A 15,543-nucleotide genomic window follows, 5' to 3' on the forward strand; every position below is an offset into this window, starting at 1 on the left:
GTATATAAAGATTGTATAAATTTATAGTAAATATATATGCATTAGCACCTAAATATGATGTTACATGCTTTGCGTAGGTGCAGCCCGTCGTAGACATCCCAAACACAGTATTCACTGAAATTTAAGTAAGCTGGCACGAAAAAAGCAAAGTATTTTACGAAACGTAAATAGACTTAAAGCCATTACTAATGACCAATGAAAGCCTTTGCCAGTTAGCTTTAATTGCGCCGACCTACTTACTGAGTTAGTGGTGATTGTAGTTGTATTGTTAGTTAATATCAAAAAGCTACACTAACCTATTTTCATGTCCAGAATAAATACATATTCCAAAACTTCTGAATATCCATAAGATAAAGTATAGATACAAAAAACTGCTCTTAGCCAAGCTGCGGCTTCATCCTTACACTTACACGGAGCAAAAGCTTATGAATTTCTCGTCAGCGAGACAATATTTTTACCAAGAGATTCAGCAGGCTGACGAGCATATTGACTTAGCAAAGGCAGCTTTGTATATTGCCCAAGAAGAATATCCCAAGCTAGACCCAGAGGAATATCTCAACGCCCTTGATACAATGGCATGGGAGCTTCAAGAACGCCTACCAGATTCACGATATCCTTTGCGGATAGTTCAAAGTATTAATCAGTACCTATACGATGATTTAAAGTTTTCTGGTAATAAGATTGACTATTACGATCCACGCAACAGTTTTTTTAATGATGTAATTGACCGCCGACTGGGGATTCCTATTACCTTAGCCTTGGTTTACCTAGAGGTTGCCAGACGGATTGATTTCCCGATGGTGGGTGTGGGAATGCCAGGGCATTTCTTGATCCGCCCAGATGTTCCAGATATAGAAATTTTTGTGGATGCCTTTAATGGCGGTGAAATAATATTTGCTCAAGATTGCGAGGAAAGGCTCTCTCAAATTTATCAGCAACCCGTGACGCTACAACCAGAATTTTTAGCCGTGGTCAGTAATCGGCAATTTTTGGCACGGATGCTGACAAATATAAAATTTATTTACCTCAAACAACAAGAGTTAGAAAAAACGCTGGCAGCAATTGAACGAATTTTGTTGCTGTTTCCTAATGTAACTTTAGAATTGCGCGATCGCGGTTTGATCTCCTATCAACTTGGTAACTACCCCCAAGCAGTAGAAGACTTACAAAATTATTTAGGAAAGGTTCCTGATGCCCAGGATGCATCTATGATTCGGCGGCTACTTACGGAATTGGGGAGGGATTAGGGAATAGGGAATAGGGAATAGGGATTAGGGATTAGGGATTAGGTAATAGGGAATGGGCAAGAGGAATTTGGGACAAGGGGAAAGACTTGTTTCAAGTTCTCACCTCTTGTCCCCTTGTCCCCTTGTCCCCTTGTCTCCCCTGCTCCCTGCTCGTCTGCCTTTTCTGCTCAATGCCCAATTACGAATTTTCTGCGACTCGTTTGAGGCGGCGGAGTTGGGCTTGCATATCTTCTTTTGTCCAAGATGCGGCGAAGGTGTTGAAGCCCCAACTCACCAAGGGATTAGGGATATCGAACTCAAAACGGTTCAGTAGGAGCGTTCCCTTTTCTGTGGGTTGACATTCCCAGTGATCGCGTCCTTGAAAAAATCCCTGAAATTCCCAGACTACCAAACCCGGTTGTCGTTCCACAACTACGCTATTCAACGTAGGTTTCAGTAGAGGAATTTGAATGATAAAACGACTTTCACTACCGACATCAGTACTCCAAGAGTCACCCACAGGTTCGCAACGGAGGGCAGGGTTAAGCCAGCGTTGCATGAGAGCTAAATCGCTAATACAACGCTCTACTACCGTAGCTGTAGCATTAATTTGAATTGATTGTTCTAAAACTTGAGGCATTCCACATCTTCGATGCTGTTGCTGCAATTAGAGTAACGCAAAATTAGCCATTGCCAGTAGATTAAATCAAATATTTAGTAGCAAAGTCAAAAATTACTCTTGATATCAATATTATATGTATGTGTTTACTGGTAAATTGATAGGCAAAACACTTACTCAGTGTTTGCGGCGAATACTTAAGCTTAATTCCCGAAAACCATGAACACAACTTGGCAAGGAATAATCCAGGTGATAGAAGTTGGTTTACCCATGAGGGTGCAGCAATTTTTGGCACAATCGCCTAGCCTGCAACCGATACAACCAGCAGTGAATCAAGGAATCGCTGATGTACAAGGTATTGTTCAACAGATAATTCTGTTTACGCCCCGTCTCTTGGGGGCAGTAGCAATTTTGTTAGTAGGTTGGCTAATTGCGGCGATCGCAGCAGCAGTAACCCAAGGAATCCTCAAGCGCACAAATATAGATAATCGCATTGCCGCAGGGATAACGGGTCGTCAAGATGTTCCCCAGGTAGAGAAATTAATCTCCAGCTTAGTCTTTTGGAGCATTATTCTATTGACGGCGGTAGCTGTTTTACAGACGTTGGATCTGGAAGTAGCCTCTCGACCCCTGAATAATTTTCTCAATCAACTTATTGGCTTTTTGCCAAATTTGGTTGGTGCAGGAATCCTTTTGGCAACTGCCTGGTTTTTGGCGACCATTGTCAAGATTATCACTGTGCGCTCATTACAGGCATTTAATCTGGATGAGCGTTTGAATCCAGAACCAGAAGACAGCGCACCCAGCCTGAATCAGTTGTCTTTGAGTGAGACGATTGCTAATGCTCTGTATTGGTTTATATTTTTACTGTTTCTCGCCCCAGTTTTAGATAGTCTTGGACTAAGACAGGCTCTACAACCAGTACAAGCTCTAATTACACAAGTTCTGCTAGTTTTACCGAACATTTTAGCGGCGATCTTGATTGCTGTAGTTGGCTGGTTCATCGCTAATGTAGTACGGCGGATTGTAACGAACTTGCTGGCGACAACTGGGATTGACCATTTAGGTAGTCGCTTGGGATTATCTGCTAGCGCCGGGGTGCAACCTTTATCGAGTATTCTCGGCACAATTGTCTATGTTTTGATTTTGATTCCTGTAGCGATCGCAGCGCTTAATGCCTTGCGAATTGATGCGATATCTGTGCCTGCGATCGCCATGCTGCAACAGGTTCTTAATGCCCTCCCTGCAATCTTTACAGCAGTAGCAATTTTGATTGTTGCCTATTTTGTCGGGCGGTTTATCGCAGATTTGGTTACTAGTATTCTCACCAATTTAGGGTTCAATAACATTTTCACGATTTTGGGTCTGACAACACCCAGCAGACGCATCGAAATTTCAACTGAACCAACAACTGCCCATATTCCCAGCCGCACTCCATCAGAATTTGTGGGTATTGTTGCCTTAGTAGGTATCATGCTGTTTGCAACGGTGGCGGCGGTGAATATCTTGAATATTCCTGCCCTGACAGCATTAGTGTCTGGGATTGTGATTATATTTGGGCGGATTTTGGCGGGATTGGTAATATTTGCCATTGGCTTATTCTTGGCAAATCTGGCTTTTAATATCATTACAAGTTCTGGCGAACGTCAGGCAGAGATTTTGGGACAAGTAGCGCGGATTGCCATTATTGCTTTAGTCTCTGCAATGGCACTGCAACAGATTGGAGTTGCCAGTGATATTGTGAATTTAGCCTTTGGACTTTTACTCGGTGCGATCGCAGTTGCTATTGCCCTAGCCTTTGGTCTTGGAGGACGCGATATTGCCCGCGAACAAGTTCAAGAATGGCTAAACTCTTTCAAAGGTAGAAACTAAAAGTTGATGAAGGCGCAATTTCATCTGTATATAGCAATCCTAAATCATTCGTGAGAATTGGAAATTGTTGCTACCCTTCTTAGTCCCCCCGATCTCTTGGGGGGACGGCATTAGCCGGGAGGTAAATTTTTTACAACTTATTAGGACTTATGCAATAACTCTCTGAAACTCTTATTTCTCCGTGTCCTCTGCGCCCTCTGTGGTTCGTTTTTTTATGATTTTGCGTAAGTCCTGCTTATTTAGGATTCTTAATAGATGGCAGAATATGACAATCTTTGTAAAATACTCGCAGAAAAATATCCCCGTGATTTTACCCGTTGGTTATTAAATCAAGAACCACGAACAATTGAAATCTTAAAAACTGAATTGAGCATTGAACCGATACGTGCTGATTCAGTAACATTTCTGCAAACAGAAAATCGAATTTTACACCTAGAATTCCAAACCACAATCAAATCCCCACAACCAATTTCTCTGCGGATGCTAGATTACTATGTCCGATTGACAAAAAAATATCAAGTTCCTGTTACGCAGGTAGTGATTTTCTTGCAAGAGACAAGTAATGAAATCGCTTTTACCGAAGAATATGTTAGCGAAGTCACAACCCATCGTTATCGAGTTATCCGAATGTGGGAACAAGATTCAGCACTATTTCTTAACAATCTGGCGTTATTACCTTTAGCACCGTTAACGCGAACAGATTCAGCCCAAGTACTACTATCGCAGGTTGCCAAAGAAATTGCTAAAATTACAGATATTGAGACAAGACAAAATACTGCTGCTTACACCGAGATTTTAGCAGGGTTGAAGTTTGAGAAAGATTTTATTCATCAATTATTGCGGGAAGATATTATGCAAGAATCAGTGATTTATCAGGATATTTTGCAGAAGGGAGAAGAAAGAGGAGAAAAAAGGGGAGAACAAAAAGAAGCTTTTCGCTTTTTAAAGCGTCAGTTAAATCGGCGATTTGGAGAAATCGATTCATCAATATATGAGAGAATTCAAGTCTTATCTACTGAACAATTGGAACAATTAGGAGAAGAATTTTTAGACTTTTCAAACGTATCTAATTTAGTCACTTGGCTTGAGCAAAATACAAGCATTTAAAATAAGCTTCTACATCACTTTCTGAGTTTTACCTTATGGAGTAATTCATCTTTAATCCGGTTGAGAATTGAAGTTTCATCCAGGTTTGTCAAAATGCGATTAATTACTGCTTTCGGCCCATCAGGCCCCCAAGTCGCGCCGTTGGCTAAATAAACTTTGGTAACTTGTCCAATACCGTAAGAAGAAACACCAGCTACTCCCCCTTGCGTAAGTGCCACTGATATATAAGGGCCAAGGGCAATACCTGCTGTAGCTGTTGCAGAGATACCAAGTAAAGTTTTCAATCCACTCAAACCCAAGTTTGCTAACAATTCACTAGCACCAATTCCGCCCATACTCAGGGCGATTTTTTGTAGCAGTTGTACAGCGCCGGCTTCGGTCATAGAGAAGCCATAGAGCTTAGATAAACCCAAAATCAGAGCAATATCAATGACCACACTACTCAGAATATCTACCACAGTTACGGGATTGAGTGCGATCGCTAATGCTTTAGTCATCACAGCCTTCCAAATCAACTGATTGGCATTCTGTTCCCGAATCATCAGTTTTCGTTCGATTAACTGCTCATTTACAACGTCCGCATAAAGCATGGTATTAAGAGCAACCAAGGCTTTACCCTCACGGTGCAAAATCTCCAAAATTTTCAGCTTCAGTTCGTCGATTTGGGCATTCCCTGTACGCAACTGTATGCCCCTAGTACCATCAGGGCGACGAATTGCCGTCTTTACCAATGGCGATGCCGCAGCCATAACAATTTCTAAAGGCGTGAGTAATTCCCGCACCCTTTCATCCCGAATTTTGTGATAAATAGCCATCCGGTCTGCTTCTGGATACTGGTCTACTTTGTTAAACACCAAAATTATCGGTTTACCAGCTTCCCGCAACTGAGAAAGGGCGGCGTATTCTAGCTTTGTCATATCCCCAGAAATTACAAACAGAATCAAATCTGCTTGTTTAGCAATCTGTTCAGCTAAGGCAGCACGGGTTGCACCATCAACTTCATCTAACCCAGGAGTATCAATCAATTCCACCTGCGATTGACCTACACCAGGCAGAGTAACCCGCAAAGTCCGTTCAGTTTCTCCAATCGCTTCCTCACTAATAGTCCAATTAACTGTTTGTGCAGTCCGGGTGACACCGTGCAACGGCCCAGTTTCAAATACTGTTTGTCCAACCAAAGAATTGAGTAGCGAAGACTTCCCACGTCCTACCATGCCAAAAGCTGCAATCTGCACCACCATCCGGTCTAACTTCCCCAGCATGGTTTCCAAATCAGCAATTTCCGTTTCCAATCCGGTTTTTTCTTGGGGGGTGAGATCGAGATTGGCTACTAAGTTTCGCAGCGCCGTTTGTGCTTGTTTATAGTTCAGTTCCGTCTGAATGTCTTCAAAACTGAAAATAGCGCTATCCAGTTCTTCCTCCCAACTGAGAGAATTTGCGTCAGTGTTAGCAGAATCGCTTTGATGAGGTTCAGGCACAGGTAATGTCGAAGTCATATCAATTTGAGATTTGGGATTTATTTGATTAGCCCCGTCTCTTATCCTAATTATTTTTAACAGGGGTTTGTGGAGCAGAGGAGAATAACTCTTGACCAATGACTAATGGCTAACAAAAAGTCATAAACTGAAAAATGCATCTAAATAACGCGTTAGGATCTTGACTAAATTACCTGTGCGGAAAATCGTTATTGCCGGCAACTGGAAAATGTTCAAAACCCAGGCAGAGACTCAGGAGTTTTTGCAAGGATTTTTGCCCCACTTAGAGGAAACCCCCCAAGGGCGAGAAGTAATATTGTGTCCTCCTTTCACTGATTTAAGCGTTTTGTCCAAGACTTTGCACGGTAGCCTCATCCAACTGGGGGCACAAAATATCCATTGGGAAGAATTTGGAGCCTATACGGGTGAGATTTCTGGCCCGATGCTGACAGAAAGCGGTGTGCGCTTTGTAATTGTCGGTCATAGTGAACGGCGGCAATATTTTGGTGAAACGGACGCAACCGTTAATCTGCGCCTCCGAACTGCTCAAAGGTTTGGTTTGACTCCAATTCTCTGTGTTGGCGAAACTAAACAACAACGAGATGCAGGAGAAACTGAATCATTGATTGCTCTCCAACTCGACAAAGGTTTGGTAGATATAGATCAGAATAATTTGGTGATTGCCTACGAGCCAATTTGGGCAATTGGCACTGGTGAAACTTGTGAAGCAGTGGAAGCTAATCGAATAATTGGCTTAATTCGGAGCCAGTTGAGTAATCCAAATGTATCAATTCAATATGGCGGCTCAGTTAAGCCAAATAATATTGATGAAATCATGGCTCAACCAGAAATCGATGGCGTTTTAGTGGGAGGAGCAAGTTTAGAACCTGAGAGTTTCGCTCGGATTGTGAATTTTCACTTAGTGTAATGTGCCTTATTTTCGTTCCCATGCTCTGCATGGGAATGCCTAATGTAGATTTATGCCAAGCAACTTAATAATTCGAGAACGCTGTTTCGAGTGGGGACAGCGAACTTATTTAATGGGCATTTTGAATGTAACGCCTGATAGCTTTAGTGATGGGGGTGAGTTTAACACTACCTCTGCGGCTTTAGTGCAGGCGCAAGCACTCGTAGCGGCTGGTGCTGACATTATCGATGTGGGCGGTCAATCAACTCGGCCAGGGGCAAAGCAAATCACTCTGGCGGAGGAACTTGACCGGGTGTTATCGGTGTTACAGGTGTTAAGACCAGAAATTTCAGTCCCGATTTCTGTAGATACAACCCGTGCGGCTGTAGCCAAGGCATCTGTAGAAGCTGGAGCGGATATTATTAATGATATTTCTGGCGGCACTTTTGACTCAGAAATGTTGCCGACAGTTGCAGAGTTAAGTGTGCCGATTATTTTAATGCACATCCGTGGGACACCACAGACGATGCAACAACAAACTGATTATCAAGATTTGCTCGGTGAAATTTCTAGTTTTTTGGCTCGGCAAATTGAGGTAGGGATTGCTGTCGGCATTGATCGGGATAAAATTATTGTTGATCCTGGTATTGGTTTTGCTAAGAACTATGAGCAAAATTTAGAAATTTTTCGCGGCTTGCGATCGCTAACAACACTCAATTGTCCTATCTTAGTAGGAGCATCCCGTAAAAGTTTCATTGGTCGTATTTTAAATCAAGCAGATCCCAAAGCACGAGTTTGGGGAACGGCAGCAGCTTGTTGTGCTGCTATTTTTAATGGCGCTGATATCCTCCGAGTTCACGATGTTCAAGAAATGCACGATGTTTCACTAGTAGCCGATGCCCTATTGAGACAACCTATACAGCATGATTACTAAGTATTACCGTTCTTCGGATTTTTTGCCGTTACCTTCTTGAGTTACTGACTCAGCTATCAACTCCTGAAACATTTCACTTGAGTTAGCTGGGTCGACAAAGACAATTTTGGCGTTATTGCTCTCACCAAGTTTTTGGCTAGCATCTACGTAATCTTGAGCCACGAGATACCGCAAAATATCCCTACTATCTGGATTGGAACGGAGAGCTTGGGAGATGATTTGCACTGAAGCCATAGTTCCTTCTGCTTTCTTAATAGCAGCTTCCTTTTCCCCTTCTGCTTCGGTAATTAGCGCCCGTTTTTTGATGACGGCGGCTTGCTCCTCTTCTCTAGACTTTCGCACACTTTCAGGTAGGGTAATTCTCTGAATATCTAACCGGAGAATCTCAACTCCCCAATCTGCCGTTACATTATTCAACTGATCTAATATAGCTGAGTCCATCTCTGCTCTAGAGACGTTGGTCTGCTCTAGGGTATTTTGGGCAATGATTTCTCGGAGCGTAGTTGTGGTTATCTGTGTTAATGCCCCTTGCAGATCCTCAATAGCGTAAAAGCTTCTCTCAATATCTCGAATGCGCCAGTATACAATAGCATCCACTTCTACGTAAATATTATCTTGGGTGATCACATTCTGAGGTTTGATGTCTGTAAACTGCTCTCGCGTAGTATCTTCCATCACAATCTGATCTACCAAGGGAACAATAAAGTTCAGCCCCGGTTTAAGTTTCCGATGATACCGCCCCAAACGTTCGACTAGGGCTTCATTTCCTTGATTAATCAGTTTTGCAGAACCTAATGCATAACCTATAAGGGCTAAAACTATAGCAATAATTGGCTCCATGTATGCTCCTATTCGGCTTTTGGGAGAATTTAGTGTCAAAGATATGCTACTAGCTTGTCATATCTTTAGAGTTTAATGTTTTGAGTCTGTAATTTTATGAACACCAGCAGCGATGTCGAGTCGCTGCGCGTCTTGTACATAATTTTCTAAGTAAAACTATTTTGCGGAATGCGTAGAAGTTTTACGTCTTGTCGTCAGACATCGCTATTAAAGCACCTCGATCGCACCCTGGCAAGGACTACTTCATGTAATCAACATTACTTGTACTGACATCTTTAGCCAGTCTGGACTGACATACAGTATATTCACTTAAATTTAATCAATTTTACGTAAAATTTAGTAGCGGTTTAAAAATTCCCCTACAAATCGGGTTAAAATTGGCTTCAGACATTAAAAATATAAAAATATTATGGGCAGATTGTTAATAAAACTTATAGGTTTAATCCTATTTTTCACAGGGTTATATTTTTTTGGTCAAAACATTATATTTGTTAGCGGTTACTACATACCTTTTTCCAGCAGATTACCAGCGACAGTTTCCGTATTAGCGATTATGGCAGGTGTGTTTACATTGGTGTTTTATCGCAGAGAAGCTAGTCAGCTTGGATGGATTTTGTTAGGTATTGGGATAGTACTAGTTTTCTTGAGTGGTGGAGTAATTTTCAGATCAACTAGCTTATGGAATCTATTTGTTGCTTTCGGCGCATTAGCAGCTGGATATAAATTATTGAATGAGGGCAGAATCAACTTTTAAAGTTTTTAAATATAATCAAATTTTATCATATTTGCGATAGCAATCTTATTTGATTCATGAGAATTGAAAGACAAAGTTCCTCAACTTATCATAGGAGTTGGGGATTTTCTATCTCACTAATAACTTAGGATTGCGATAGTAGCCAAAACTAGACTTGTCGCTAGTTCATATTAAAGTTAGGAAAATTTGACATTATAATTTCTCTACCTGCTCTACTATTGCTGAGACTGCATTAGAGCGCTTAAATTAAGTTTTAGTTAAGTGCCAATTTGACGTTCGACAGGCACACATAATCCGTGTCAACTGGATGAATAGCCTCTTAATAATGACTTTAGATCGGGGGGTTTTACTAAGGTTGAGGCTACTATTACAATGAAAAATGTTGATTATGAGGAATAAGCAAGAATGACCCAAGTGATTCTTGGAGAGAATGAAGCAATAGACTCAGCTTTGCGTCGGTTTAAACGTCAGGTTTCCAAAGCTGGGATATTAGCTGATGTGAAATATCATCGGCACTTTGAAACACCCATTGAAAAACGCAAACGTAAGGCAGTGGCAGCTAGACGCAAAAGAAATTTTAAATAAACCTATTTGGTGTGTGTGATACTGGCGTTGCTTGAGGTTATGACCTAAAACAGGCAATAGCGCTTAGGCGTAGCCCTTCCTAGACATCGCCATTATTCTTACAAAATTAAGCAAACTATGCCGCACTTCAATTAGGGTATAGAGCGCGTTAAAGGCTTTATTTCGGTTGGATAGAGCAAGCTAAAATCGCTGCCCATCAACCAAAATAAACGCCTTTAGCAAACAAACTGGCCCCTAAGAATCAGAATTATTAATGGTGCGGCTATTACAAACATTCATCGCCTTTTCTACTCCCTGCTTGAGACTTAGTTCAATACACTCAACTACGAACTGAAGTACAAGAGACATCTGCTGATTTTCGGCAGAGGAGAATCGTCCCAGCACATGGGAGACAGTATTAGAATCATCGTTATTAGCTGCACCTTTGGGTTTACCAATACCGATTCGCAAACGGGGAAAGTTTTGGGTACTCAGATGTGCGATCGCACTTTTCATCCCGTTATGTCCCCCAGCCGAACCAGATAAGCGCAGCCGAGTTTTTCCCAAAGGCAAATCCATATCGTCATAAATTATCAGCACTGACTCAGGCGGCAATTTATACCAACTTGTCACCGCTTGAATTGACTGTCCTGAGCGATTCATATAAGTTGTCGGCTTTAGCAAGCGAATCTTACCTCCACCTGGGGCCATACCTTCGCCATACTCACCCTGAAACTTGCGGTTTTCTGCCAAGGAAATGCGCCAAGAACGGCAGAGGGCTTCTACAGCAGCAAAGCCGATATTATGGCGTGTTTGATCATACTTGCTTTCTGGATTCCCCAAACCAACAATTAGTTGTGGAATCACCAAAGCTGGTTGCGTAACAGCTTCTGTCATTTTGCCTATAGTCAATTGATATGCATCACTCAACTAGTACAATGTCTGAGCTAGTTCTAAGGGTTTGTAGTAAGCACTTCAGTGCTTAAAATTCAGGACTAAAGTCCTTACTACGAACTTGTTCACCCTTGGTAACTAATGAGACAAACTACTAGCTAGGTTGAGAAGAACTAGCGGTAGTATCCTGCTCCGATTTGGCAGGGTAGATTTGCTTAGGTTCCAATTCAGCAGTAGTCTTGACAGCTTCTTCTAACTGTTCTGCTTCTTTTTGAAACTCGCTTTGAAACTCCTTAGAAGCTTCTTGGAAACTACGGATTGTTTTACCCACACTCCGACCAATTTCTGGCAGCTTCTTTGGGCCAAAGATTAACAGCGCCACTACCATAATTACGCCCATTTCCGGCAGACCGATACCAAATATATTCATTTTTGTCTCCTGTCAACTATAGAACCACTACAGAAACTCATATATTATGTAGTCTACTCAATAGTTAGTATGCACTGACCATTCACAAAAAAACCCGGAGGAACCGGGTGTAACTTAACTTGTTATCCAAACTTGATAGCGGTGTATCTGTTAGCGTCCTAAACTCCGCCAATCGACATTTACATCCTGAACTAACAGTGATCTATTGTAAAGTTGCAGAATAATCAGCAAAAACACAAGAAATAGCGCCATAAAAACAGCCATCACAGGGGTAGTACCCCAACCTGGAGACACTTTTCCATACTCAGAGTTAAGTGGTTTCAGGATATCTCCCAACCTAGTCCTTTGTGCCATAGTTCACCTAATATTACTTGCCAAAGCTTTTTTTAATCTTCTGTAATATTCTATAAGAATAGCACTCATCATCTATCCCTCAATTATGGAACCCGCAATAGTTCTTAGCATTTCTATGGCCGCCGTGGTGGTTGCCATCACCGGAATTTCAATTTATACCTCTTTTGGCCCTCCTAGCAAGGAATTGAACGATCCGTTTGACGATCACGAAGATTAAAAGAGTCATTGGTCATTGGTCATTTGTCATTGGTTGGTGGTCTGTGGAAAACCACAATTGGCCACTGACACAGCAATAGTGGCTCACTCTAGCCTGGGATTAATCGTTGGGATTACCTTGAAACTGGCGATTTTCCAAGGCTGTATTGTTAAGATTTGTTGCTGAGATGAGAATTCAGTAGTAGAGGAACGCTCTAACAAATCTACTGTATCTCCTAGATTCAACCCTAAATTACTTTGCAAAGATAACTCGGCTGTTTCTCCGTGACATTCATAACACCGCAGAATTAACTGCTGTGGGTCATCTTCAGATGGCTTCAAGGCCATCAAGATTAAATTTTCAGCTGATAAATCTAGGAAACTCACCCCTAACCCATCTTTACTAGTAGAAAGGGAAGGATTTTCAGGTGGCTTTTCATTAGTAGGATTCAATATGACTTGTAACGGTATATTCAATTCATAGCCACGCCGTACCGTATGGGCTGATTCCCAGCTACCAGCATGAGGATACAAGGTATACGTAAACTCATGAAAACCTTTATCAGCCTCTGAGTCTGGCCAATTAGGGCTGCGTAGTAGTGTTAGGCGGAGTTGATTGGGTTTGCTATCGTAACCGTATTTACAATCATTTAGCAAACTAACTCCGTGAATACCCTCCTGTGTTTCTCCTGTTAAATCCGCCCAACGCAAAGCTGGGACTTCCCATTTTGCCTGTTCTGCGGGGGTTTGCGGTTTAGTTGTCCGGCGAATCGCGCCACAGGGAATTTCATAAGTAGCAAGGTCTGCTTCGATAGTTAGAGGAAAAGCAGCTTTCACCAATACATGATTTTCTTGCCAATTGACGGTGGTAGCTATCTTCAGTAAAGGTGAACCAGTTTGCAAAATATAATCTTGGCAAAATTCCGATTCGCCCAACTGACGCACCACGCGCACACGACTTTGCACTGGCCCTTGTTCTAGCCACTGAATAGATTGAAGATTTGTTGAGGGTAAGGGATGTTGGGCATAATTGGGGTCTATATTCCAAGCATCCCAATATTGACCGCTATCTTTAAAAGCTTGTAGTTGATTTCCCGCACCACTCAAAAGTTCTCGTTGATCAGTTTTATCAAAAACACTTGATAAATCTCCAGTATCAGGATCGATAACAACTCGTAAGAATTCATTTTCTAAAATCCAGTCTGGGAGGAGTGAAGGAGATGAGGGGGATGTAGCTTTAGCTTCCCGCAGAGTTGGAGATGAGGGGGAAAGCCAAAATATGCGGTAGCCAACGGGTGGAATTTCGGTAGCGAGAAATAATAGGGTTGATGGTTCAGATAATTGGGAGACAAGCTGCTTTCCTGAAGTATCGTAAATCTGCCATTCCTGTGGTGTGGGTAAGGCTACAGAGACTACCTCAGAACGCTGCCAATTGAGAGAATTGAAAACGAAAATAGGTAAACTATTAGGTTTTGGTGGTTCTGATAGGGTAATGTGAGATGCGATCGCAAAAAGTGATTCTTGTAATATCTTCGTTCCGACTTGTTTCACTTGCTGCCACTGGGGTAACGCATCTGTGTAAACTTGAGTAATTGAAGAACCAGGTAAAATATCGTGAAACTGTTGAAATAAAACCTGCTTCCAAGCTGCTTCAATTTCTGCTTTAGGATATATCACACCACAGCTTATGGTTGCTAAGGTAGCAAATAGTTCAGCTTCATACAATAAATTTTCACAACGACGATTCCAACGTTTTTGATCCGCGTGGGTAGTGTAGCAACCGCGATGAAATTCTAAGTATAGTTCATCGTCCCAAGTAGGAAATGACGGAGAATCAGAACTTCTGCCTCCTGCCTCCTGCCTCCTTCTGATTTGCTTTAAATATTTTTCAGCCGTCGTGAATTCTAAGTCAGGAAAGAAAGGAGACTTTTGCCAGCGTTGGGCGGTTTCTAACATATCACGAGTGGGGCCGCCGCCGTGGTCGCCAACACCGGGAAGCCAGAGGGATTCTGATAAACCAGTTTGAGATTGCCATTCCAGAGCGTAGGATGCCATTTTAACTGGATCAATGTTTTCACCGATAGGTGCAGACATCAAACTAAAGACTTCGCTACCGTCAGGCGATCGCCACCAAAAAGCTCCATAATCAAATTTAGTAGTATCATTCCACCGCAACTTCTGGGTGACAAAATACTCAATTCCGGCATTAGCGAAAAACTGCGGTAAAGTTGCACAGAAACCAAAAGTATCTGGAACCCATACCATAGTTGAAAATTGTCCAAACTTTTCCTTGATGTATCGTTGACCATACAATAGCTGACGGACTATTGATTCACCAGCAATGAGATTGAGTTCCGGTTCCACCCACATTCCGCCGACAACTTCCCAACATCCAGCAGCTACCTGTGCTTGAATCGCCTGAAACAAATCCGGGCGATGTTCCTCAATCCAAGCGTAAAGTGCGGGAGTCGAATGACAGAAAATTAACTCAGGGAAATCTTCTTGCAACTTCAGAACCGACTCAAAAGTGTTTTGTGCCGCATTCCAAGTTTCACTCACAGGCCATAACCATGCTAAATCTAAGTGAGCATGACCCAATAAGAAAATTTTAGATTTTTGATCCCCCCAGCCCCCCTTTTTAAGGGGGGCTAAGATGTCGGATTGAATTAAGTTTTGGCGTAGAGACAAAAACGATCTTGCTAACTCTTCCTCGGCGTCCTCTGCGCCTCTGCGGTTAGTAACCTCCTCCACCATCTCCACCAAAGCATCCAACTTTTCCGGCGCGAACTTTTCCAAATAAAGCTGCACCACAGCTAATTCATCAGCCACAAAACCCGGATCGGGATTATTATCAACAATAGACTCATAAACTAGGAGCGATCGCACTAAAGCACCATCACAATGTCCCGGACTCACTAACCGCAAAGCCACAACAAACTCTTCCCCTGGTGTTACCCCTCGACTGAGAAGCACTCTCGGCGAACAATCAAATAAATCACCCTCCAGTACTAACTCCCCATTCACATAAATCTCAGCAGCATCTGCCCACCAAACCAGCGCCAGCCGCAAAGATAACCCAGCTAAAGGATAACCCTGTAAATCTTGGGGCACTACCAACCTTTGCACTAGCCATAGTACTTTTTTCCCCCCAGTCCAAGCGATATGTTCTTTAGCATTCAACTTAACAGGTTGCCAATGAGACAAATCAGCAGCGACAACATCAGTAATAATCAGGTCAGATTCCTGGTATAGCCAGCTAGACTGAAGATTAACTTGGCAAAAAGAGCGCAGTTGCTCAATTGCTTGTGAGATGATTTTGGTATGAGATTGAGAGACAGTCGGGGTCATATATTCGCTAAGATGAGGTGTTGG

At 42.3% G+C, this 15,543-nt stretch carries 15 protein-coding genes; 8 read left to right on the forward strand and 7 right to left on the reverse strand.

Annotated features, from left to right (window positions below):
* Positions 1–425: 425 nt before the first annotated feature.
* Positions 426–1,247: a SirB1 family protein gene (locus GNF10_RS15700; RefSeq protein ID WP_185586419.1), complete on the forward strand. Its 822-nt coding sequence runs from the start codon at positions 426–428 to the stop codon at positions 1,245–1,247.
* A gap of 178 nt (positions 1,248–1,425) precedes the next feature.
* On the opposite strand, the gene GNF10_RS15705 is transcribed toward GNF10_RS15700, so the two are convergent.
* Positions 1,426–1,866 (reverse strand): SRPBCC family protein, encoded by a 441-nt coding sequence (locus GNF10_RS15705; RefSeq protein WP_185586420.1) that lies wholly within the window; start codon positions 1,864–1,866, stop codon positions 1,426–1,428.
* 198 nt (positions 1,867–2,064) lie between these two features.
* Between GNF10_RS15705 and GNF10_RS15710 the strand changes: the two genes are divergently transcribed.
* Both GNF10_RS15710 and GNF10_RS15715 read left to right on the forward strand, forming a co-directional pair.
* Positions 2,065–3,717 (forward strand): mechanosensitive ion channel, encoded by a 1,653-nt coding sequence (locus GNF10_RS15710; RefSeq protein WP_185586421.1) that lies wholly within the window; start codon positions 2,065–2,067, stop codon positions 3,715–3,717.
* A gap of 255 nt (positions 3,718–3,972) precedes the next feature.
* Complete coding sequence (locus tag GNF10_RS15715) at positions 3,973–4,824, forward strand: DUF4351 domain-containing protein (protein WP_185586422.1); 852 nt, start codon at positions 3,973–3,975, stop codon at positions 4,822–4,824.
* A 14-nt stretch (positions 4,825–4,838) separates the two neighbouring features.
* On the opposite strand, the gene GNF10_RS15720 is transcribed toward GNF10_RS15715, so the two are convergent.
* The gene (locus GNF10_RS15720) at positions 4,839–6,320 is read right to left on the reverse strand and encodes a GTP-binding protein (protein ID WP_185586423.1); all 1,482 of its coding nucleotides are present in this window, start codon (positions 6,318–6,320) and stop codon (positions 4,839–4,841) included.
* Between the two features lie 175 nt (positions 6,321–6,495).
* Here GNF10_RS15720 and tpiA point away from each other — a divergent pair, with 175 nt between their 5' ends.
* Both tpiA and folP read left to right on the forward strand, forming a co-directional pair.
* Positions 6,496–7,227 (forward strand): triose-phosphate isomerase, encoded by a 732-nt coding sequence (gene tpiA / locus GNF10_RS15725; protein ID WP_012410662.1) that lies wholly within the window; start codon positions 6,496–6,498, stop codon positions 7,225–7,227.
* A gap of 52 nt (positions 7,228–7,279) precedes the next feature.
* The gene (gene folP / locus GNF10_RS15730) at positions 7,280–8,140 is read left to right on the forward strand and encodes a dihydropteroate synthase (RefSeq protein ID WP_185586424.1); all 861 of its coding nucleotides are present in this window, start codon (positions 7,280–7,282) and stop codon (positions 8,138–8,140) included.
* Between the two features lie 3 nt (positions 8,141–8,143).
* Here the strand turns inward: folP and GNF10_RS15735 are convergent, their stop codons facing one another.
* The gene (locus tag GNF10_RS15735) at positions 8,144–8,980 is read right to left on the reverse strand and encodes an SPFH domain-containing protein (RefSeq protein WP_185586425.1); all 837 of its coding nucleotides are present in this window, start codon (positions 8,978–8,980) and stop codon (positions 8,144–8,146) included.
* A 409-nt stretch (positions 8,981–9,389) separates the two neighbouring features.
* Between GNF10_RS15735 and GNF10_RS15740 the strand changes: the two genes are divergently transcribed.
* Together GNF10_RS15740 and rpsU are read left to right on the forward strand one after the other, a co-directional pair.
* Positions 9,390–9,734 carry a hypothetical protein gene (locus GNF10_RS15740; protein ID WP_114082825.1) on the forward strand — a complete coding sequence of 115 codons (345 nt, stop codon included), beginning with the start codon at positions 9,390–9,392 and terminating at the stop codon, positions 9,732–9,734.
* A gap of 405 nt (positions 9,735–10,139) precedes the next feature.
* The gene (rpsU, locus tag GNF10_RS15745; RefSeq protein WP_185581907.1) at positions 10,140–10,319 is read left to right on the forward strand and encodes a 30S ribosomal protein S21; all 180 of its coding nucleotides are present in this window, start codon (positions 10,140–10,142) and stop codon (positions 10,317–10,319) included.
* A gap of 234 nt (positions 10,320–10,553) precedes the next feature.
* Here the strand turns inward: rpsU and pth are convergent, their stop codons facing one another.
* The 3 genes from pth to psbH form a co-directional block, all read right to left on the reverse strand.
* On the reverse strand, positions 10,554–11,195 hold the full coding sequence (gene pth / locus GNF10_RS15750; protein WP_185581906.1) for an aminoacyl-tRNA hydrolase: 642 nt from the start codon (positions 11,193–11,195) through the stop codon (positions 10,554–10,556).
* A 151-nt stretch (positions 11,196–11,346) separates the two neighbouring features.
* The gene (locus GNF10_RS15755) at positions 11,347–11,622 is read right to left on the reverse strand and encodes a TatA/E family twin arginine-targeting protein translocase (RefSeq protein WP_163930123.1); all 276 of its coding nucleotides are present in this window, start codon (positions 11,620–11,622) and stop codon (positions 11,347–11,349) included.
* Between the two features lie 150 nt (positions 11,623–11,772).
* Positions 11,773–11,976, reverse strand: coding sequence for a photosystem II reaction center phosphoprotein PsbH (gene psbH / locus GNF10_RS15760; protein ID WP_185581905.1), 204 nt, complete (start codon positions 11,974–11,976; stop codon positions 11,773–11,775).
* Positions 11,977–12,061: 85 nt separating this feature from the next.
* Between psbH and psbN the strand changes: the two genes are divergently transcribed.
* Positions 12,062–12,193: a photosystem II reaction center protein PsbN gene (gene psbN / locus GNF10_RS15765; RefSeq protein ID WP_012410654.1), complete on the forward strand. Its 132-nt coding sequence runs from the start codon at positions 12,062–12,064 to the stop codon at positions 12,191–12,193.
* Positions 12,194–12,276: 83 nt separating this feature from the next.
* Here psbN and GNF10_RS15770 read toward each other — a convergent pair whose 3' ends face one another.
* On the reverse strand, positions 12,277–15,519 hold the full coding sequence (locus tag GNF10_RS15770; protein WP_185581904.1) for an alpha-mannosidase: 3,243 nt from the start codon (positions 15,517–15,519) through the stop codon (positions 12,277–12,279).
* Between the last annotated feature and the right edge of the window lie 24 nt (positions 15,520–15,543).

Source organism: Nostoc sp. UCD121, from assembly GCF_014222285.1.
In the GTDB taxonomy this organism is placed as follows: domain Bacteria; phylum Cyanobacteriota; class Cyanobacteriia; order Cyanobacteriales; family Nostocaceae; genus Nostoc.